The 21,390-nt window shown below is 40.1% G+C and carries 13 protein-coding genes; 5 read left to right on the top strand and 8 right to left on the bottom strand.

The window, feature by feature from the left end; all coding sequences use genetic code 11:
- The first annotated feature begins 53 nt into the window (after positions 1-53).
- From QZU45_RS02535 to QZU45_RS02515, 5 genes are all read left to right on the top strand, one after another.
- Complete coding sequence (locus QZU45_RS02535; protein ID WP_295351196.1) at positions 54-1,976, top strand: ATP-binding cassette domain-containing protein; 1,923 nt, start codon at positions 54-56, stop codon at positions 1,974-1,976.
- 114 nt (positions 1,977-2,090) lie between these two features.
- Positions 2,091-3,008: a manganese-dependent inorganic pyrophosphatase gene (locus QZU45_RS02530; RefSeq protein WP_295351194.1), complete on the top strand. Its 918-nt coding sequence runs from the start codon at positions 2,091-2,093 to the stop codon at positions 3,006-3,008.
- 84 nt (positions 3,009-3,092) lie between these two features.
- Entirely contained in the window at positions 3,093-4,418 is a 1,326-nt protein-coding gene (rimO, locus tag QZU45_RS02525; RefSeq protein ID WP_295351192.1) for a 30S ribosomal protein S12 methylthiotransferase RimO, read from the top strand.
- Between the two features lie 28 nt (positions 4,419-4,446).
- Positions 4,447-5,040 (top strand): xanthine phosphoribosyltransferase, encoded by a 594-nt coding sequence (gene xpt / locus QZU45_RS02520; RefSeq protein ID WP_295351190.1) that lies wholly within the window; start codon positions 4,447-4,449, stop codon positions 5,038-5,040.
- Positions 5,041-5,043: 3 nt separating this feature from the next.
- Positions 5,044-6,417 (top strand): nucleobase:cation symporter-2 family protein, encoded by a 1,374-nt coding sequence (locus tag QZU45_RS02515; RefSeq protein ID WP_295351188.1) that lies wholly within the window; start codon positions 5,044-5,046, stop codon positions 6,415-6,417.
- Between the two features lie 136 nt (positions 6,418-6,553).
- Here QZU45_RS02515 and QZU45_RS02510 read toward each other — a convergent pair whose 3' ends face one another.
- The 8 genes from QZU45_RS02510 to QZU45_RS02475 all read right to left on the bottom strand — a co-directional run bounded on the left by QZU45_RS02510 (position 6,554) and on the right by QZU45_RS02475 (position 21,292).
- Positions 6,554-8,164 carry a methyl-accepting chemotaxis protein gene (locus tag QZU45_RS02510; protein WP_295351186.1) on the bottom strand — a complete coding sequence of 537 codons (1,611 nt, stop codon included), beginning with the start codon at positions 8,162-8,164 and terminating at the stop codon, positions 6,554-6,556.
- Positions 8,165-8,349: 185 nt separating this feature from the next.
- Entirely contained in the window at positions 8,350-9,549 is a 1,200-nt protein-coding gene (locus tag QZU45_RS02505) for a metallophosphoesterase (RefSeq protein WP_295351184.1), read from the bottom strand.
- A 229-nt stretch (positions 9,550-9,778) separates the two neighbouring features.
- The gene (locus QZU45_RS02500) at positions 9,779-10,927 is read right to left on the bottom strand and encodes a hypothetical protein (protein WP_295351181.1); all 1,149 of its coding nucleotides are present in this window, start codon (positions 10,925-10,927) and stop codon (positions 9,779-9,781) included.
- A gap of 151 nt (positions 10,928-11,078) precedes the next feature.
- Complete coding sequence (locus QZU45_RS02495; RefSeq protein WP_295351179.1) at positions 11,079-12,374, bottom strand: hypothetical protein; 1,296 nt, start codon at positions 12,372-12,374, stop codon at positions 11,079-11,081.
- A gap of 205 nt (positions 12,375-12,579) precedes the next feature.
- Positions 12,580-13,806: a peptidase T gene (gene pepT / locus QZU45_RS02490; protein ID WP_295351177.1), complete on the bottom strand. Its 1,227-nt coding sequence runs from the start codon at positions 13,804-13,806 to the stop codon at positions 12,580-12,582.
- Between the two features lie 9 nt (positions 13,807-13,815).
- Positions 13,816-15,387 (bottom strand): AbgT family transporter, encoded by a 1,572-nt coding sequence (locus QZU45_RS02485; RefSeq protein WP_295351174.1) that lies wholly within the window; start codon positions 15,385-15,387, stop codon positions 13,816-13,818.
- Positions 15,388-15,813: 426 nt separating this feature from the next.
- Positions 15,814-17,115: a phosphopyruvate hydratase gene (gene eno / locus QZU45_RS02480; protein ID WP_295351171.1), complete on the bottom strand. Its 1,302-nt coding sequence runs from the start codon at positions 17,113-17,115 to the stop codon at positions 15,814-15,816.
- Between the two features lie 286 nt (positions 17,116-17,401).
- Positions 17,402-21,292: a FimV/HubP family polar landmark protein gene (locus QZU45_RS02475; protein ID WP_295351168.1), complete on the bottom strand. Its 3,891-nt coding sequence runs from the start codon at positions 21,290-21,292 to the stop codon at positions 17,402-17,404.
- Positions 21,293-21,390: the final 98 nt, after the last annotated feature.

Below are 21,390 nucleotides of genomic sequence, written 5' to 3'. Positions count from 1 at the left end.
CAGTGGACTTTGCTCCACTGTTTTTGTTTTACAAATACAACTAACAGCAAAAGATGATTCAGCTTACAGATGTAACCATAATGAGAGGAAGCAAATACCTTTTAGAAGGAGCTTCCTGCAGTATTTTTCCAAACCAGAAGGTTGGTATTATCGGACGTAACGGCTGCGGTAAATCCACTTTATTCGCTGCAATAAAAGGTGAAGTTGCACCTGAACTAGGTAATATTTCTATTCCAAAAGGCTTCAAGATTTCCTCTGTTTCTCAGCAGACACCATCTCTTGAGATATCCGCACTCGAATATGTAAAACAGGGAGATAAAGATCTCTGTGAACTGCTAAAACAGAAAGAGCAGGCATACAAAGACAACAACGGTGAAAAGATAGCTCTTATAGAAGATAAGCTGGGAATAGCCGGAGCATGGACAATCGACAGCAGAGCCAGAATACTGCTGCATGGACTCGGGTTCAGTGAAGAAGAAATGGACAAGAGCGTAAAAGAATTCTCTGGTGGATGGAGAATGAGACTTAATCTGGCTCAGGCGTTAATTTACCAGTCTGATGTTCTGCTGCTTGATGAGCCTACCAACCACCTAGATCTTGATACCATCATCTTCCTTGAGAACTACCTTAAGAGCTATGAGGGTACAGTTCTGTGTATTTCCCATGATCGTGATTTTCTTGATACATTCTGTACTCATATTCTTCATTTTGAAGCCTGTAAGCTTGTGTCATACACTGGAAATTACTCTGATTATGAAAGATTAAGAGCAGAAAGAATCAGAAATGAAAAAGCTTCCAGAAAACGTGAGGAAGCAGCTTTAGCACACATGCAGGACTTTGTTGAGCGTTTCAGATATAAAGCAAGTAAGGCAAAACAGGCCCAGAGCATGTTAAAAGCAATTGACAGACTGAAACTTACAGCAGTTACTGCAGAGGAATCACCATATCATATTCAGTTTGCCGAACCTGAAAGGACAGTTGATATTCTTGCAGATCTGAAGAATCTTGATGCAGGATACTCAGAACATGACATAATTTTAAAGAACATCAATCTGATGCTTATAGCTGGAGACAGAATCGGTCTTTTAGGAAAAAACGGTCAGGGTAAATCTACCCTTATCAAGACAATGTGTTCTGTACTGAAACCTGTACATGGTACTGTAACTTTAGGAAAAGGAATAAAGATTGGCTATTTTGCTCAGCATGAGCTGGATCAGCTTTCAGGTCAGATGAGCGGCCTGGATCACCTAAGGGCAATAGATCCAAATGCCAAGGAGAAGGATTTAAGAACCTTTCTAGGAGCATTCTCCTTCAGTGGAGACAAGGCTACCGCAAAAGTTGAGACCATGTCTGGAGGTGAACAGGCTCGACTTGCTCTGGCAATTGTCGCTTATCAGAAGCCAAATCTGCTGCTTCTTGATGAGCCAACCAACCATCTTGATCTGGATATGCGAGAGGCATTATCAATAGCGTTATCCTCCTATCAGGGAGCTCTGATTCTGGTATCTCATGACAGACATCTTTTAGAGGCAATCGCAGATAAACTCTGGCTTATTGATAACGGAAGCGTTACAGAATTCAACGGTGATCTGAATGACTATCAGGAATTTTTAAATCAGAAGAACCGTGAATACAAAGAAAAACTTGCACAAAAAAAGGACAATTCTCTGACACTTTCCGCTTCAGCTTCTTCATTTAAGACAAAGGAGCAGAAAAAACTCGAAGCTCAGAAACGTCAGGCCCTAAGACCTCTGAAAAAAGAGATTGAACAGCTTGAAAAGACTATGGAAAAGCTCAGAGCAGAAATTGCTAAAATCGATGAAACTCTTTCTGACAGCAGTCTATACCAGACACAGAAGGAAAAGGTTGAAGAACTTTCAATTCAGCGTTCTGAATACAGTGACAAGCTTGATGAAACAGAGCTTTGCTGGCTTACAAAGCAGGAAGAATTAGAGAATGCAGAGGCAGAGAGTTAACCTGTAAATTTCTTTGTCAAAACAGAAATTTTTTAGATAAAAATCTCAATTTCATAGTAAAATACACCAAAATTTAATTCGTACCATAAATCCAAGTAATTTGAGGACATTTCAATGAGCGTTTTGGTTCTAGGTCATAAGAATCCTGATACAGACTCTATCGTTTCAGCAATTTCATATGCACACGTTTTAAATCAGCGTGGTATTCAGGCAACTGCAGTTGCTCAGGGAACTCCTGCACCAGAGACTGAGTTTGTTTTAAATAGATTCAACTTAAAGGCACCTGAGGTAGTAACTTCAGTTGCTTCAAAGGAACTTTATTTAGTAGATTACTCTGACTTAGCTCAGGCTCCAGCAGATCTTAAGGATGCAAAAATCCTAGGTATCGTTGACCACCACAAGCTGGGTGATATTACCACCGATACTCCTCTTGAGTGCTGGATTCAGCCATACGGCTGCTCAAACACCATCATCAAGATGGTTGCTGATTACTACAATGTAACTATCCCTGCTGATATCGCAGGTGCAATGCTTTGTGCAATTCTTTCAGACACAGTTCTGTTCAAGAGCCCAACCTGCACCGAGTTTGATAAGAAGGCAGCTCAGGAACTGGCTAAGATTGCTAACGTTTCTGATTTAGAAGCTTTAGGTATGGAAATGTTCAAGGCAAAGTCAAACCTGAATGCTTCTCCACGTGACCTGATCTTCCGTGACTTCAAGGACTTCGATATGGGTGGCAAGAAGATCGGTATCGGTCAGTTAGAGCTTATTTCCCTATCAATGGTAACTCCAGAGCTAAAGGAGTCATTAAAGAAAGAGCTTGCTGCTGTTAAGGCAGAAGGCAGACACTCAGCTGTATTAGTTCTAACCGATATCATGAAAGAAGGTTCAGAACTATTAGTTGTATCTGACGAAGAGGATGTCATCATCAAGGCTCTAGGCACACAGAAGTCAGACAATATGTGGATGCCAGGCGTAATGAGCCGTAAGAAGCAGGTTGTTCCTCCTCTACAGGGCGCATTCAAGGCTTAATATCCTTCATTATTATAATAAGGCCAGGATCTATATCCTGGCTTTTGGCTATTCAATAAATAAATCTTAACGAAAAATAAACGCATGCGTAACTCACCTAAAATTGGTCTTGTTTCTCTGGGATGTGCAAAAAACCTTGTTGATGCACAGCGATTAACCTCTGTCCTGATTGCAATGGGATATGAGATTGAAAACGAATACAGCAAATGTGATGCTGTAATCGTAAACACCTGCGGCTTCATCGGCCCTGCCGTTGAGGAATCAATGCAGGCAATCGGTGAAGCTTTAAACTATTCAAGAAAGGTCATAGTAACAGGCTGTCTTGGAGCAAGAGCAAAGGTAATTCTGGATAAATATCCTCAGGTCGCTGCTGTTTATGGCCCAGGAATGAGAGCCACAGTTATTCGTGGAATTATAAGTCTGGTAGGAACTCCTGATCCTTCAGCTGCACAGTCCGTAAATCCATCAGGTATTCTTCTGACCCCTCCTCACTATGCCTATCTGAAGATTGCTGAAGGCTGCAGACATCACTGCTCATTCTGTATTATTCCTTCCCTGAGAGGTCCCCTACGTTCTCGCTTTAGTGATGCTATCTACAATGAAGCCTCTGACCTTGTAAGACGAGGAGTAAAGGAGCTTTTAGTAATTGCGCAGGATTCATCTGACTACGGAATGGATCTGAAAAAGAACAAGACTTCCCTATCAGCCCTGTTGCGACAGTTAAGTGAACTTAAGCGCTGGATCAGAGTTCACTACGTTTATCCATCAGATGAAGCGGACAGAGTTGTGGATTTAATGGGAGAGGGTCTGGTGCTGCCATATCTTGATGTACCGTTCCAGCATGTAAACCCAACCATCCTGCGCTCAATGAAAAGACCAGGAAACATTGAAAAGACTCTTCGTTCAATTGAAAAATGGCGTAGTGTTTGTCCTGATATTGCAATCCGTTCAACTTTCATTGCAGGATTCCCCGGAGAAACCGAAGAGCAGTTCAATGAACTTTTAGACTTCATCAAAGAAGCAAAACTGGATAGAGTTGGATGTTTCCCTTATTCAGATGTTGACGGTGCTACAGCCAACACTTATTTAAATCCGGTAGATGAGCAGATTCGTGAAGAGCGAGCTGCAAGACTGATGGAGCTTCAATCTCAGATTTCCTATGAAAAGCTTGAGGCTAGAGTCGGCAAGGAATATCAGGTTTTAATTGATTACGTATCAGATGATGGCGTTGCTGTAGGTCGTTCAAAATATGAATCTCCGGATATTGATGGAGTAATATCCATTCCAAACACCAAGGATGTTCAGGTGGGCGACCTGGTTAAAGCAGTAATCACCGGACATGACGAACACGATATGGAAGCCTCTCTGGTTTCAAAGACCACAGGCTCAATATCATTCCTGAAAAAATAATTGTTTTTCTTTTATAAGGACTTTTTTTATGGCAGATCACTACAAACCATTCGAACCATTGGTTAAGCGTATCAAAGAGGATGGCAAATGCCTAGATGGTGGAATTCTGAAGGTAGACAGTTTTATCAATCATCAGATTGATCCTACCCTTCTTCAGGCCATGTCAATTGAATTTGTTCGCAGATTTGCAACAAAGGAAATCAACAAGATCATCACTATTGAGGCCTCTGGAATTGCACCAGCAATCATGGTAGGTTTTCTTCTGAATGTACCTGTAGTATTTGTCAAGAAAAAGAAGCCATCAACCATGGCAGGAATGTATTCAACAGAAGTTTTCTCTTTCACAAAGAACAGAGCTTATACTGTATGCTGCTCAAAGGAGTTCTTAAACGAAGGCGATAAGGTTCTGTTCATTGATGATTTTCTGGCAAACGGTAATGCAGCAAAAGGCATTATTGAGCTTACAAAACAGGCTAAGGCTGAACTTGTAGGTATGGGCTTTATTGTTGAGAAATCTTTCCAGCAGGGTGGCAGCTATCTTAGAAACGAAGGTTATCAGGTAGAATCACTGGCTATTATTGATAGTCTGGATAATTGTCAGATAAAGTTTAAAGAGAATTAAAAAATGACTCAGAGCACCAAAACAGAGCTGTTCACATCAGAACTTATTTATAAACTTGAGGACAGACCTCCTCTAAGAGATGCCATTTTTGCTGCTTTCCAGCACCTTCTGGCTATTTTCGTGGCAATCATCACTCCTCCACTTATTATTGCCAGTGCGCTAAAGCTTGATTTGGAAACCACAGGTTATCTGATCTCCATGTCGCTTTTGGCTTCAGGTATTTCAACATTCATTCAGTGCAAAAAGGTTGGTCCTATCGGATGCGGCCTTTTGTGTATTCAGGGCACCTCTTTTTCATTCATCTCTCCTATTATCGGAGCTGGTCTGAATGGAGGACTTGCAGCTATCTTCGGTGCTGTAATCTCTGGTTCCTTTATCGAAATGTTTATCAGTAGAGTTCTTCGCTACACCAGACAGATTATTACTCCTTTAGTATCCGGCATCGTAGTTTGTCTTATCGGATTAAGTCTGATTAAGGTTGGTGTAATTGCCTGCGGCGGCGGTTTTGGAGCAAAAGCAGACGGAACCTTTGCATCTGTCGAAAATATCAGCCTTGCAGCACTGGTTATCGTTACCATTCTGTTCTTCAACCGCAGTTCAAACCGTTACCTGAGAATGAGCTCTATCGTATTAGGTCTGATTATCGGTTTTGTTGTAGCTTACTTTATGGGAAGGGTCGATTTCTCTCAGATCGACAGTTTTGGCGGTATTAACGTACCACATCCATTCAAGTACGGAATTACATTTGATCCTGGTGCAATCATCGGTCTTGGCATCGTGTATATGATTACTGCAATTGAGGCTTACGGTGATATTACTGCTAACTCTCTAATCTCTGGACAGAAGATTGAAGGCTCCGACTTCCAGAAGAGATCTTCAGGCGGTATTCTTGCAGATGGATTTAACTCAATGATTGCAGGCTGTCTGAACTCATTCCCAAACTCAATCTTCGCACAGAACAACGGAATGATTCAGCTTACGGGTGTTGCCTCAAGATACGTTGGATTCTTTATCGCAGGATTCCTTGTAATTTTAGGACTATTCCCTGCTGTAGGTAAGGTGTTCTCTTTAATTCCAGATCCTGTATTAGGAGGAGCCACTCTACTTATGTTCGGAACTGTTGCAGCTGCTGGAGTAAGAATCATTGCCTCTCAGGAAATGAACCGCAAAGCAATCCTTGTTATGGCCGTAAGTTTCTCTTTCGGTCTAGCAGTTGAATTCGAACCAGACATTCTGAACTTCCTACCAGATAACATAAAATCATTGTTCACTTCTGGAATCACTACCGGTGGTTTAGTCGCTATCATTTCAAACTTCATGATCAGAATTAAGGACGAGGATAAAAATACAAAAGGAAGTAGGAAAGCTCAGGCTTAATTACAGCTTTTTCTTTCTCGGACTCAAGTCCAAGAATCCTTCCCCAGAGTAGTTATCTCATAATAACTAACAAAAAAAATCAGAGAACACATTAAGCACTCTCTGATTTTTTTCAAATAAAGTTTTCCTTATATAGTTACACAATAAACCTGTCAACCATTGCCTTTAAGGAATTCAGATTATCAACTGAGGAGTTTACTGTTCCCTGTGCCGTTCTCACATTCTCTGTCAGATTCTGAGACTCATTGGTAATACTCTGCATATTGGATGAGATCTCAGAAGTCGCGGTTGTCTGCTGTTCAGCAGCAGTTGCAATCTGAGCAATCTGAGTATTAACAGAATTAACATTTTCAATAATGCTGGACAATAAATTTTCAACTTCTTCTGTCTGGGAAGCTAATTCCCCCATATGTTCAACAGAGGCAGTCATACTGTCATTTGCGGTATTAGCGTCATTCTGAATCTCAGCAACCATCTTGGTAATTTCAGAGGTTGAACCAGAGGTTCTTGAAGCCAGAGAACGAACTTCGTCTGCAACCACAGCAAATCCCTTACCGGCTTCACCTGCACGGGCAGCTTCAATTGCCGCATTAAGAGCCAACAGATTAGTCTGAGAAGCAATATCTTCAATTGTCTGAACTATAGTACCGATCTTTTGAGACTGTTCTACCAGGCGAGATACAAGTATTGCGTCATTCTTTGATTTTTCAACCTGATCACGAATTGCATTGATAGTCAGATGAACCTTGTTAACACCATCCTGTGTACTCTTGTTACTCTCATCAGCGGTTACAGCGGCAGTCTGACAGTTCTTAGCGATATCTCCCGTTGTTGAAACCATCTCATCAGAAGCTGCAGCCACAGTCATTGCCTTTGATTCATTAGAACGGGCAGATTCATCAATAACCATAGTTATATCATTGATAGAACCGAAATCTGATACTGCCTGACCTACAGAGGACTTAATCTTACCAACAAGATCATTAAGCTGAAGTCTCATTTTCTCAACTGCATCTAGAAGCTTTCCAAATTCATCTTTAGAAGTTGTCTTTACAGGTTTTGAAAGATCTCCATTTGCAATTAAGCTTGATGCATTTAATGCTGTGCGAAGATTCTTAACAGTATAGCTTGATACCACCATGGCAATAAGAATAGCAAGAACAGTGGCACAGGCAGAAGCAATAAGAATTCCATATATTGGAGTATATGAGGTATTTTCCTCAATCTTGGAAACACCATTAGCAATCTGAGTCTCGACTATAGTATTGCAGGCCTTGTCTGCGGCAATCTTAAGTTTCTGCATCTTGAGAGAGAAAACATGATGCATCTTTTGAAGATCCTTAGCGGCTAAAGCTGGAAGATATTCGTTTCGATACAGGTTCTCATACTCTGCAATAGAATTCTTGATAATTGCTGTCTGCTCAGGAGTAGTTCTTCCTCTTAAAGCATTTACTTTAGCAGAAACGGCATTAACCTTCTCTTCAATCCCCTTCAATAGTTCGGGAGTATTGTTTTCAAGTTCCTCCTGCGACATGAAAAGATCATCGTGCATGGTATCGATCATTTCTCGAACTGTTACCAATGTAACACGTCTTACAGTCAGAACCTCGTGAGCATAAGAAGAGGCTGAATTAAAATTCAGCATTATCAGGACAGATACAATAGAGATAAGGATTGTAAATATAATTACAACAGCAAAACCACCCATTACCTTCCCACGAACAGATAGTCTTTCAAAGAAGCCCATAAGATTTCTCCAAAATTCAAAACCTATCTTTGAGTATAAATAATATTAAAAACAATGCATTGAAAATGGGTAAGTGAAGATTTAAAAATGTGAATGAAGAAAGGTAAAATATATTAAACAACACAAAAATATGATCAGACTAGCAGAATTCTGCCATGATTATTTTCTCATGGCAGAATAAAAAACTAACTCTCAAAATAGACAGAGAAATTTTTAGAACTGAGATTTCTATGAGCCTTAGGAGACTCAAGAACAATGATATTAATTACCGGCTTATTGAAGATTCTGAAAGCAGAAGCTGTATTGATACGGGTTCCTGAAGAAACAATCACCTTCTCTTTTCCAAGCTTATAAAGTCCGTGAGTCATTCCTTCATTCAAAAGACCGACCAGTATGTCGATACCGGGCATAAAACCACCATGAGTGTGTCCACATAAAGTAAGATCAGAGAATTCCTGAAGCTGAACTGCAAACTTAGGACGATGGGACATGAATATAGTAGGAACAGAATTATCAACGCCAACTAATGCATCTTTGATACTTGGTTCAGTCATGTTGTAGTGTTCTGCAGTAGGATCAGTAATACCACAGAGATTTAACACATTATTCTGAGCGTAATCCTTGACTGAGATGTTATTATTCTCTAGAAACTTAATTCCGCCTTTCTCAAAATGCTCTAGCCATTTCCTGTAATCTGAATAATATTCATGATTTCCTGGTACAGCATACACACCGTATTTTGAATCCAGAGCAAAAAGAATATCGGTAACATCCTTTAAATCAGAAACCTTGCCATCTACAAAATCGCCTGTAATTAAAACAAGATCGGGTTTCTGTTCATTTACCCTGTCAACAATATCTCTGATTTCACTCTTTGTTGCTATTCCGTCTATGTGGAGATCAGAAAGCTGAACTATCTTTAATCCGCTATTCTCTACTGAGAGTTTATCTACAGTAAAGGTATAGTTTCTTATTACGGGAGGAACGAAACCATTACTTACGGCAACAGCTGAAATATAAAAACTCAAGGCCGTCATGAACAAGCCTAGAATCACAGATTCAGGCTTAAACAGATTAACAGAGAAATTTCTTCTTAAAAGCTTGAATAGGAAGTTCAGAACTAAACGGATACCGATGAGAATACATAGAACAGCCATCGCCCAGAATATATTTAGAACAATCATCACCAGCCACTTTGGAATACCAAAGTAAGCTGTTGTCATCTTAAAGAAGATATACAGATACCCATTTAAAGCACTTATTCCCAACAGCACAAAGAAAAGTTTTCTGAATATAAAGGAGTATTTCTGAATAGGTTTTAGAAACAGGAAATATACGAAAACGAACTGTAATACAGGGATAATAGAAAGAAGAAGAATGTTCATAAGATATAGTTTGTTCTTGTTTTTATATAATGTTAACGATTCTGTATTTTATTACCACAAAATTATATAAAACTTATTTTTATCGATAAAGAAATTAAGTCCAAATTAACTGATATTAATCTGAAATATTAGCCTTAAACTAACAATAATCAAAACAAAAGCTTCTGCCTGTTTTATTTACAGATTCAGAAGCTTTATTCTTTTACAGAAATCTATGAATCTAAGTTTATTATAGGAAAGGCTTGCCGTTTACAGTTAAACGACCATTTTCAATTGCAAGCTCAGATTCAAATGCGCCGTTCTTCTCAACAAAAAACTGCTCTGCATTCTTGTTAGAATCAGACTTAACTGTTAGATTGCCCTTCAGAGAATCCATTCCTTCCTCAAGGTTCCATGTAAACTTACCGCCAGAGGTTAAATTGAACTGATCAACGTTCTGAATTCCAGTAAAGAAGGCAACGATTTTACCTACTCTGCCATTAAGCTTGTTTACAGTAAGAGAATTGAGAGACTTTAAGACCTCCTGATAAGAACCATCATCAACAGCAGCATTCTGAGAGGCCTTTTCAAGGACATCTGTATTGAACTTTGATAAAGTGAAATCAATATCATAGTTCTGAAGATAACCGAATAAATCATCTCCGCTTAAGGTGATATTCATGTCGAAATCACCTTCTTTTGTCTGATTTACAGCCTGTGAAGTTAACTTTAGGTTATCAAATTTATAGGGCATTGCTTCAAAGCCCTTTATGACAACAGAGGAATTACCAATACTCTTTAGATCGGTTATTCCCTGCATATTGCCAGACATATCAATTTCTTTAACCGAGAAGGATTTTCCATCCTGAAGATTCCTGATATTAAGATGAGAGATTACATTTTCATCTGAGGTTAAATCCACATCCAGAACAGAATCTAGCTTGCCCTTAGAGTTATCCTGATAATCAGCCTGCAGTCTGCCATGACCTTTGATCTTTGAAGAGAATACAGAAGAATCAAACTCAAGATCAGCCTTCACAGTATTTGGAGCAAACTTGATTGCATCATTCTTTTCTACTAAAGAAACAAATTCATCTGTACCAATGATGGTTTTAGCAGAGCCAAAGCCCTTGTTGATGGTAAATGGGATCTTTACACTTTCATCCTCGACAGAAAGAATAAAACTGCCCTTCTCTGTAAAGAAAGAATCCTTGTCTACCTTGCAGCTTAAATTTGAGCCTGGAAGATAATAACTAAGCTGTTTGCTGATTGTTTCATTGTTTTCAATACCGCTGAGGTATTCATTGACTTTAACACCTGTATAATAAACACCACCGGCATAAACTGCAGCAGCGATAACAACAGCTCCGGCTGAAAACAATACTAATTTATTTGCCATGAAAAATTTAGCCTCAAAATATTCCGCAGTTGCGGCATTCAAAGAAAAATCTCGGATTGAACTTCCGAGATTAAACTACGTTTAGCTTATATCTGAATTAGAAAAAATAATAGACAATAATGCAGACAGTAGGGATCATATCCTTTTTTACTTATCTGATCATCTTGAATATATTAGAATTTTTAATCTTGTCATCTAATTTATTCAATTCCTTTTCAATTTTTTCTCCTTTCAGATTAAGTTTATCTTCAAGCTTGATTTTCTCAATCAGGCCATTGATAGCAGAGTTCTTGAGAAAATCTGATGATAAGGAAAAATCTCCCAGCTGGTATTGTCCATTTTTAATAACAAGATCAGTACCGTAATAACCGTTCCCCTGATCCTTTAGTAGGAAACCTAAACCTTTAAGAGTATTGGTGCCGATATGCAGAACTCCATTCAGACTCTGAGGAACAGTTGCATACTTGAATTTAAAGCTGCCGTTTGACTGGAAAGGAATATCAGCAGAGTTCTCGGAAAAAAGACGCTTAGCAAAGTTTCTTGAGAGAGAGAAATTGAATTTATCAATCTGTGCATCGCTAAGATCAGATAGAATTATATCCAGAGATTCATCTGCAGCATTCTTTTTGTACTTATCAGAAGATAAGATCTTATCAAGGTTAAAGGATGAAAAGGAGCCTTCAAAATCAAAGCGGCTAAGATGCTCGGTTACGCCCTGGCCTATAGCCTTTACATAAAGCTTGAAGATTCCATTCTCGTATTCATAGGTTCTGTATTCTCCTTCAAGATTATCTAAAACATACTTTTCATATCCAAGATTCTTACCGCTGAATTTCCCCTTACCAAGAGAGGAAATTGAAATAAGTCCCTCAATATTACCCTTGTAGTTAAAGCTATCACATGAAAAAAGAGCAGGATTCTTAAAGTTGCTTACAGCTATAGTAGCCTCCGGATTAAACGAAGAATCAACATTTGAGATAAGCTTTAAGGAGAAATCCTTATAACGGTTCTTCTGATATTTTGAAGAGAGATCTGCGGTTGCTACAGCCTTTAATGAAAGGACATTAACATCAGCCTCAATCACACCGTTTGAAGTTTTAGTATCAAAAGAGGCTGGCAGCACAATATTCTTGCGGGCAAGATTTGCCACAAGCTCATCAACGTTCAGCTTTACATTGGCATGAAGAAATCCCGAGTAAATTGAGGTTGGACAGACAGATTTTCCAAACACAGGAGACTCAATTACATAATCACCTTCACGGTTATAAAGTCCAGATGATTTAGAAATATAACTGAGTTTTACACCTTTTAACAGTTCTGCATCAGAAGATTCAATGTATTTTTGTGAATTAGCAAGATTTGATTCAATAAGCGAGCCAGTAATGTAGCAGATACCGATATACAGGACACAGACAAACACCAAGAGAAATACTATAAATTTCTTCATAATCCACCTCCAACCTGACTTTTTGCAGATTTTGGAAAACCTTATGTTTGAAAATAATTGTTATCTTCTCCGATTATATGACTTACTCGTTGATAAAAAAAAAGAATTATCTCTAAATTTAACGAAATTAAAAAAAACAGAGGACTGCGACAGAATCATCACAACTCATACCATACAGTCCTCTGATGTGCTTTTTAAATGTTATTTATCTACAGGAAAGCTCAATAAGCTTTAAGGTAACCTCACATGATTTTTTAAAAGACGATAAAGGCAGAAATTCACAGTTACTGTGGAAATTAAATGCTCCAGTGAAGTAATTTGGAGTAACAATTCCTTTGGTGGATAGCTGAGAACCGTCAGTACCGCCTCTCATTGCATAGGTAACACTGTTTATTCCAAGTTCATCTAAAGCCTGATAAAGCATGGCTACAGGAGGGTCTTCACGCTTAACGTTATTAGCAATATTCTCATAGGTATCAGTAATATCAAATGAGATTTCAGCCTTTGGATAACGTTTTTTTAGAATTTCAACCGCATCTCTGACGTACTGCTTTCGCCATTCGTAGAGTTTTTTGTCGTGATCACGGATCAGCATGCTCAAATCACAGTAAAGAGGATCTGCGTTCATACCGCTAAACCACCAGTAGCCCTCCCTGCCTTCTGTATGCTCAGGAGTCTGACCTCGGTCAAACATTGAAATAAAGTCATGAGCAACCAGAAGTGGATTTACAAGCACATTTTTAGCTGACATAGGATGAGCACTTACACCTTTGATCCTTATTTTTACGGTACCGGCATTAAAAGTCTCATACACTATCTCACCAACACCTGAGCAGTCTATGGTATATGCAAAGTCAACCTTGAACTTTTCAAGATCCATGCACTTTGAACCTAAAAGACCAATTTCCTCATCAGGAACAAAGGCTATCTTAAGTTCAGGATGTTTTATGGAAGGATCATTTTTCAGAACTTCAAGCATAGTCATGATGTTGGCTATTGCAGATTTGTCATCAGCGCCCAAAACAGAAGTTCCATCAGAAAAAATAATATCCTCTCCGGCAAAACTCCCAAGTTCAGGGTACTCTGAGAGTTTTAAGACAATATTCTTCTCTTTGTTAAGAACAACATCTCCTCCATCATAATGAATGATCTGAGGATGAATTATTGGACTTAAAGATACATTCACAGTATCTAAATGGGCTAAAAAACCAACCACTGGACCTTTGCAGTTACCTTTTAAAGTTCCATAGACACAGCTGTGCTCATCTACAGATACAGAAGACACACCAAGGTCTTTAAGCTCATCTGCAAGCAAATTGGCAAGCTCAGTCTGCCCCTTTGAAGTTGGAACTGTTTTTACTGCAGCATCGGACTGTGAGGGAATCGACACGTAACGAAAGAATCTGTCTGTAAGACTTTTTATAAGATCCATGAATTCTCCTTAATGCACCTGAGGGAACATAGTAGATGGATAGTCATAACCGCTCTGGAATCCAAGAGGTATACCAATGAACCAGTAAATATACAGCACTACGGTAAGAACAAACATAAGAACAAAGGTATAAGGCAGCATCATTGAACTTAATGTTCCAACTCCTGCTTTCTTGCAGTAACGCTGACAATATGAAATCAGTAGAGGATAGAAGGCAAACATAGGAGTACATACGTTTACAGCAGAATCAGATACCCTAAAGGCAGCCTGAGTGAGCTCTGGAGAAATTCCAAGCATCATCAGCATTGGTACAAAGATTGTTGATAGAATAGCCCACTTTGAGGTTGCAGAAGTAATTAAAAGGTTCAGACATCCGGTCAGGATAATAATACCTAAAAGAGTAATTCCAGATGGCAAGCCCATGCTCTTGAGAAACTCCGCACCAGAAATTGCAAGCAGAGAGCCAATGTTTGAGTGTCCGAACACATACAGGAACTGTCCTGCAAAGAAGCAGAATACTATGAAGGAAATCAGCATATTCATGATATGTTCCATGGATTTAATCACATCATTAGCTTTCTTAAAGGTACCTGCAGAGTAACCGTACACAATGCCAGGCAGAGAGAAGAAGATAAACAGCAGAGGAACCAGCCCCATCATAACAGGTGCCTTAGGAGAGGTTAAAGTACCGTCTGGAGCACGCATCATAGAGTTATCTGGGTAGCATAGAACAAACAGGAAAGATAAAAGAGCTATCACTGTACCAATTGCAATCTTAAAAGCTCGGTTTTCTTCTGCACTTACAGGTGTTACTGCTAAAGTCTTATCCTCTTTAATATCAAGATCAAGAGGCATGGTCTGCATAAGTCTAGGTTCAATAATCCTGTCTGTGACAAACCAGACCGAAAGAATAACAAAGATGGTTCCGCCTAAAGCGTAGAAATAGTTACACAGAACATTAACGGAATACTCTGGATCAATGATATGAGAGGCAGACTCTGTAAAGCTCTGCATAACAGGATCGATTACTGAAGGAGTAAAACTTGCGGTGAAACCTCCGGCAAGCCCGGCAAAAGAACAAGCTATACCGGCTAAAGGATGACGGCCGCAGGAATAGAACATCAGCGCAGAAACTGGCATCAGAATAGTATATGCACTGTCTGATACAAGATGACAGACAATAGAGATAAAAATAACAGTTGGAGTCAGAAGCTTTCTTGGAGTAACCGACAGGAACTTTTTAATCAGCACATTAACAAAGCCTGAGCCCTCTGCAATACCAATACCCAATGTTGCAACAATGGTAATACCTAATGGAGGGAATCCCATGAAATTCTTGACTGAATTTACCACCAGATCCAGAAGATTAGCAGGAGCAAGCATATTTAAAATATGAATCTTCTCTTTGGAGGTTGGATGTATGTAGTCAAAATCGATAAAAGAAAGAAGGAAAGAGATAAAAATCGTCAGAATCAGAGCATAAATAAAAAGCATCGTAATGTGAGGAAGTTTATTTCCAAGTCTTTCGACACAGTTTAAAAACCGGTTGAAGAGATTAGGCTGAGGGTGAAAATCTGTCATTTAATTACAGCTAAGATAGTATGGACTTCAAAGCTGTCTCCTTATATTGTTATGTTAATTTAATCTGAAACTATTGAAACAAATAAAACAAATGATGTAATTAGCAACAAAAGTATTATTTTCAACACCTTGTATCAGCAACTATTTGAAATTAAAGCTAATACATGATAATTATACTCTCGAAATTTTTGTCAATATCACTCACGCATTAATAGTGCGTTTTTTTTAATTACTTAGACCTGTACCCAAAAAAGAGCAGAAATGATTTGTTAGAATTGATAGGTTTAAAGAAAAAAAGTCAGAGAAAAGGTCTCTGACAAAAAAAATGGAACCGAAGATATACACTTACCTGTTCAAAACACGGAAATTTTGAACATTAAGACTCAGGTATCAGAGCAAATCTGACCCCCAAATCTCACACCAGAACTAGTTCTGGCCCTTAATTGCCTTACGACCAAGGAAGACTGCGTTCTCACCTAATGCTTCCTCAATACGGATTAGCTGATTATATTTTGCGATACGATCTGAACGGCTCATTGAACCAGTCTTGATCTGACCGCAGGAAGTACCGACCGCAAGATCAGCAATAGTGGTATCCTCTGTCTCACCAGAACGGTGTGAAACAACTGCAGTATAACCTGCATCCTGAGCCATCTTAATTGCATTCAGAGTTTCGGTTAGAGAACCAATCTGATTGAACTTGATTAGAATTGAATTGGCAATTCCTTTTTTGATACCTTCTGATAGAATCTTAGTATTGGTTACGAAAAGATCATCACCAACTAGCTGTACATGAGAACCAAGTTTCTCAGTCTGATATTTGAAGCCATCCCAGTCTGACTCATTCTGACCGTCTTCGATGGAAACAATTGGATATTCCTTAACCAGACCAGCCAGATAATCGGTAAACTCATGTGAAGTAAAGGACTTACCCTCCCCCTTTAATTCATACATGCCAGTCTTATCGTTATAGAATTCTGATGAAGCGCAGTCCATAGCCAAAGTTACATCCTTACCAAACTCATAGCCAGCTTTTTCTACTGCTTCTTTAATACAAGCAAAAGCTTCTGCATTTGATGACAGATTTGGAGCAAAACCACCTTCATCACCTACCGCAGTGTTTAGACCTTTTGCCTTTAAAACCTTGGCAAGAGAATGGAAAACCTCTGAACCGATACGGAGTGCATCACGAAGATTCTTTCCTCCAACAGGCTGAATCATGAACTCCTGAATATCAACATTGTTATCAGCGTGCTCACCACCATTTAGGATGTTCATCATAGGAAGAGGCATTACATACTTGCCTTTATGACCAAAGAGTTCACCAATATACTGATATAAAGGGATCTTTCTTGAAGCAGCATTTGCTTTTGCTACTGCCAGAGATACAGCTAAAATTGCGTTGGCTCCCAAGGAATCCTTATTCTCGGTACCATCAAGCTTAATCATAGTGTTATCGACAACTGACTGCTCCGCAGAATCCAGACCGCAAACTGCCTTGGCAATTGGACCATTAACATTGGCAACGGCTTTTAACACTCCCTTACCACCAAAGCGAGTCTTATCACCGTCGCGTAACTCTAAGGCCTCTCTTGAACCGGTTGAAGCTCCTGAAGGAGCTGCTGCACGACCAAAAGAGCCATCCTCTAAATAAACTTCAGCTTCAACAGTTGGGTTACCACGTGAATCAATAATTTCACGACCGATTACTTTAACAATTTTTGACATGACATCCTCAACAATTAAGAAATAACATTTTTGAACAGTTTCATTGTATAGAATTAGTAAGCTTAAAGCAACTAAAATTAGACACAACTAACTTTATTGATATTTTTTATCTAAAAAAGTGCAAGTTAGCGTAAAAAAAATGGTATTAAGAGTGTTTAGATATTAAACAGAAACGAAATTCTATGGTGTATATGCAAGAAAGTGAACTACATCGGCTAGATCATCCTAAAAAAAGCAGACCATAAGATCTGCTTTTACAAAATCATAAAGTTTCGGGTATCAGATTCTAGCTTCCATAAGCCTCCATAACCTTAGAAGCTTCTTTCTTAAGATCAAGACTTCCATGCTCCTGAACATCCTCAATTATCTTGATAGCCTCCTCGGTATCACCTGTCTCAAAATACAGTCTTGCAAGGTTAAGCTCATCAACGTAGTACTGGTGTTCTTTTGGTGTCAGAATCTCTTTTTCTCCCTCTGATATGTTCTCAGCTAAAGTAGCCTGATCAGTTAAATCAGCATTAGCAGTTATAGGTCCGATAGTATTAGAAACCTTCTGTAAATCAGGAACATCTGCCTGTGAAGTATCACCATTAATCATTCTGGAGATTTCTTCTGGTGAAAATGCAGTCTCCTCATTCTGTACAAGATCATTTTCATTAGGAGAAATACCATCACCAAGCATATTCATAAGATCAGATTCTGCCTGAGGATCCATGTAGTAACCAGCTGAACCGATTCTTGCCTCAAGCTGAGCAAGATCAGCTGCAGCTTCTTTAACAGAATCATTCTGACCTGATTCACTTACGACATCGTATTCGTCTTGAGGAACCTCCCATGAAACAACTTCATCCTGTCCTGATACCGAATCTTGACTTTCTTCAGCTACGGTTTCTTCGACAGGAGCATCGGATGCAGATTCCTCTGAAAGCTCAGCTTCACCAGCCTCACCAATTGCCGCTGTAGCAGTTTCATCCAGCTCTGGAGCGGATTCCTCTAAGGTCTCAGTTGCTACCTCTTCACTTTGAGTCTCTGATGATTCTTCAACTGGTTCGTTCTGAACCAGATCATCACCACCTTCAGTCTCAACAGGCCTTAAGAGAACCTCAAGGTCAATCTCGTCATCAACAACTTCATCAACCTTACCAGAACCTTCTGCAGGAGCCTCAGTTTCAACAACATCGGCCTGAACATCTTCAGTAGGATTTTCCTGGTTCCCCATTGCGTCTAGTAAAGCACTTTCCTCTCCGCTAATTTCATCTGCAGGAGAAGCTAAGTCATCACCTTCATTCTGGACAAGATCTCCGACATCAATCTCCTGTTCTTCAGGATCCTGAACTGCATCTTCAGCAGGTGCTTCTACTGCAATATCTTCAACATTTGCGTCTTCAGATACAGCCTCTTCTGCTGGTGCTGATGCTGTGATATCCTCAACATTTATGTCTTCAGATACAGCCTCTTCTGCTGGTGCTGATGCTGTGATATCCTCAACATTTATGTCTTCAGATACAGCCTCTTCAGCAGGTGCTTCTGCTGCAATATCTTCAACATTTACGTCTTCAGATACAGCCTCTTCTACTGGGGCTTCTGCTGCAATATTCTCAACATTTACGTCTTCAGATACAGCCTCTTCTACTGGAGCTTCTGCCGCGATATCCTCAACATTTATGTCTTCAGATACAGCCTCTTCAGCAGGTGCTTCTGCTGCAATATCCTCAACATTTACGTCTTCAGATACAGCATCTTCTACTGGGGCTTCTGCCGCGATATCCTCAATATTTACGTCTTCAGATACAGCCTCTTCTACTGGGGGTTCTGCCGCGATATCTTCAATATTTACGTCTTCAGGAACAGCCTCTTCTGCTGGTGCTTCTGCCGCGATATCCTCAATATTTACGTCTTCAGGAACAGCCTCTTCTGCTGGTGCTTCTGCTGCAATATCCTCAATATTTACGTATTCAGAAACAGCTTCTTCTGCGGGAGCAGACTTTTCAGGTTCAGCCTTAGCAGCCTCAATAGATTTCTTCAGTTCTTCAGCCTGTGTACTTTCAGCGGGTTCTGATGACTCAGTATTTTCCTTAGCCTCAGGCTCTTCAGAAGTAGCCCCTTCACCACCTTTCTGTTCACCTAAAGCAGCAGCCCAGGCTGCGGCCATGTCTTCCTGTTCATCACCGCCAGACTTTTCTTCTGCAGGAGTAGCAGGATCATCCGCTGTTTTTTCCTCTTCAGCACCTCCCTCCTGTTCACCTAGAGCTGCAGCCCACGCTGCGGCCATATCTTCCTGTTCATCTTTCTTAGGCTCATCTGATGACTCTTCTTGGGCCTTTTCTGATTTTTCCTGTTCACCTAAAGCAGCAGCCCACTCGTCGGCAACACTTGCATCATCTGATTTGCCTTCAACCTCAGTTTCTTTTGCTCCGGACTGATCTTCATTAAGAGCATTTGACCATTCATCCAGAACATTCTGATCATTGCTTGAGGGCTCAGCAGATTCTTCAGCTGCCTTATCCCACTCAGCCTGGGCCTGAGAATCTTCTGTACTCTCATCAGCAGGGCTATCAGCCGTATCAGATGCAGCGGCTGGTGAAATTTCTACATCAGCAGCAGGAGCAGCGTTGTTATCAGCAGCTTGCTCCTCTGAATACGCATCACCTTCGTCAATGTCAGGAGAAGGAGTTTCAATTGCAATCGAGCCATTATCATCAGATAACAGCATATCATCTGAACCTAATGATCCTGCATCATCAAAGTCAAAGTCATCATGATACTTCCGAGCACGAGCACGGGCTCTGGCCTTGAAGATAATGAATAGAATCAGAATTACCAATGACAATAAACCTGCTCCAAACAGGATCATCATCACAGGCTTATCCATATCAATGCTTGCATCGACAGATGACACTGTAAACTGAGACATCTGCAACTGCATATCCTCAATTTTTTCGTCATTAGCCAGAAGCATTTCTCTCATACGGTCATTATCCTGAGAGAGCTTTGACACATTACCTTTGATTTCAATAAGATCCTGCTGAATACCTGCGATAATGTTATCGTACTGACTTGATAGAGAGGAGACACTGTCAGCTGCGGTCTGAGCAGTAACAGCAGACGACTTCTTCATTCTGGCAATAGCATCTGAAAGCTGCTGCTCAATAACCTTAGTCTTCTGATCGATCTGCTTTTTGTTTTCCTCAAGCATGATGCGAATAGACTTAACATCTACAGATTCCTGAGGATTCTTTTTGAGAAGAGCCTGAACCTGTCTTAGCTGTTCAGGGGTTAAGCCCAGACCCTGTCCCTGCCACTGAACAGGAGCATTGGCGACATTTTCCGTTACAGCGCCATTTTCAAGCTGAAGCTGAGCTCCGTTTTCAGCAAGAGTACGTCTGTCGTTAGGATTCTGAGAGTCCTTATTGGAAAGTCCAGATGGAATCAGTTCACCGTTTTCTTCAGCTTCACGCTGTTTCTGAACTTCCTTGATTCTAGTTTCAGTTGCAGTGTAAACAGGGATATCATTTGCCGGTTTACCGGTATTAGCAGGTGTAACTGTCTGCTGTGATGGTACTTGACTCTGAGCAGTTTGAGGCAACTGAGGAGCAGGAGCACTCTGAACAGTTGGACTTACTGCAGGCTGACTTACAGGGAGAGGAGGTAGGGTCATGACTCCCTGAGCTAAAAGAGCACTTCCGGTCTGAGTATTTTCCTGTGCTATCAGAGCATCAGAAGGGATTCTCAGAGTTGTTCTTAAAAGATTATTTACATTTCCTCCGCCAAAAGCCTGAGGATTATTTCTATATATGGAGGCAACTACCTGAAATTCGTTAATACTTCTATTAAGTTGAGCATAACGATGAGCTACAGACCAGATGGTATCTCCAGATACCACGTTATAGGTTCTGAACTGATCAGATGAAACAGCAGTCTGAGCAGGAACTGCAACCGCACGCTGAGGAGCCTGTGCTGACTGTCTAGGGGCAACAGTTGCAGCAGGAGCCTGCTGAGGAATTACAGCTTGTCTTCTAGGAGTAGTACGAACTGGGCGACTGGCAGGAACGGTTTCCTCTACTTCAGGGCCTTGAATTGTAATGGTGAAAGTACCATCATCATCTGCAGAAAATGCAGATAACGATATAAAAAGACCCATTGTCACTTCTAAGGTGACTTTTTTTAACCTATGCATACGACTCCCCTATTTCTATGCATTATTGTATCTAAAAATGGGATCGTCAAAAATCTAGCGAGATCCCAATTTTTCTAACTAAAATGCATAAAGTGTGC

This window comes from uncultured Succinivibrio sp., assembly GCF_902756765.1.
GTDB lineage: Bacteria > Pseudomonadota > Gammaproteobacteria > Enterobacterales > Succinivibrionaceae > Succinivibrio.
Note: the sequence above shows the minus strand (reverse complement) of the source record. Positions and strands in the feature narration are given on the sequence as shown.

Excerpts from the sequence above, each read along its gene's own strand:
- QZU45_RS02535 (WP_295351196.1), top strand. The coding sequence starts at position 54 with ATGATTCAGCTTACAGATGTAACCATAATGAGAGGAAGCAAATACCTT.
- QZU45_RS02530 (WP_295351194.1), top strand. The coding sequence starts at position 2,091 with ATGAGCGTTTTGGTTCTAGGTCATAAGAATCCTGATACAGACTCTATC.
- rimO (WP_295351192.1), top strand. The coding sequence starts at position 3,093 with ATGCGTAACTCACCTAAAATTGGTCTTGTTTCTCTGGGATGTGCAAAA.
- xpt (WP_295351190.1), top strand. The coding sequence starts at position 4,447 with ATGGCAGATCACTACAAACCATTCGAACCATTGGTTAAGCGTATCAAA.
- QZU45_RS02515 (WP_295351188.1), top strand. The coding sequence starts at position 5,044 with ATGACTCAGAGCACCAAAACAGAGCTGTTCACATCAGAACTTATTTAT.
- QZU45_RS02510 (WP_295351186.1), bottom strand. The coding sequence starts at position 8,164 with ATGGGCTTCTTTGAAAGACTATCTGTTCGTGGGAAGGTAATGGGTGGT.
- QZU45_RS02505 (WP_295351184.1), bottom strand. The coding sequence starts at position 9,549 with ATGAACATTCTTCTTCTTTCTATTATCCCTGTATTACAGTTCGTTTTC.
- QZU45_RS02500 (WP_295351181.1), bottom strand. The coding sequence starts at position 10,927 with ATGGCAAATAAATTAGTATTGTTTTCAGCCGGAGCTGTTGTTATCGCT.
- QZU45_RS02495 (WP_295351179.1), bottom strand. The coding sequence starts at position 12,374 with ATGAAGAAATTTATAGTATTTCTCTTGGTGTTTGTCTGTGTCCTGTAT.
- pepT (WP_295351177.1), bottom strand. The coding sequence starts at position 13,806 with ATGGATCTTATAAAAAGTCTTACAGACAGATTCTTTCGTTACGTGTCG.
- QZU45_RS02485 (WP_295351174.1), bottom strand. The coding sequence starts at position 15,387 with ATGACAGATTTTCACCCTCAGCCTAATCTCTTCAACCGGTTTTTAAAC.
- eno (WP_295351171.1), bottom strand. The coding sequence starts at position 17,115 with ATGTCAAAAATTGTTAAAGTAATCGGTCGTGAAATTATTGATTCACGT.
- QZU45_RS02475 (WP_295351168.1), bottom strand. The coding sequence starts at position 21,292 with ATGCATAGGTTAAAAAAAGTCACCTTAGAAGTGACAATGGGTCTTTTT.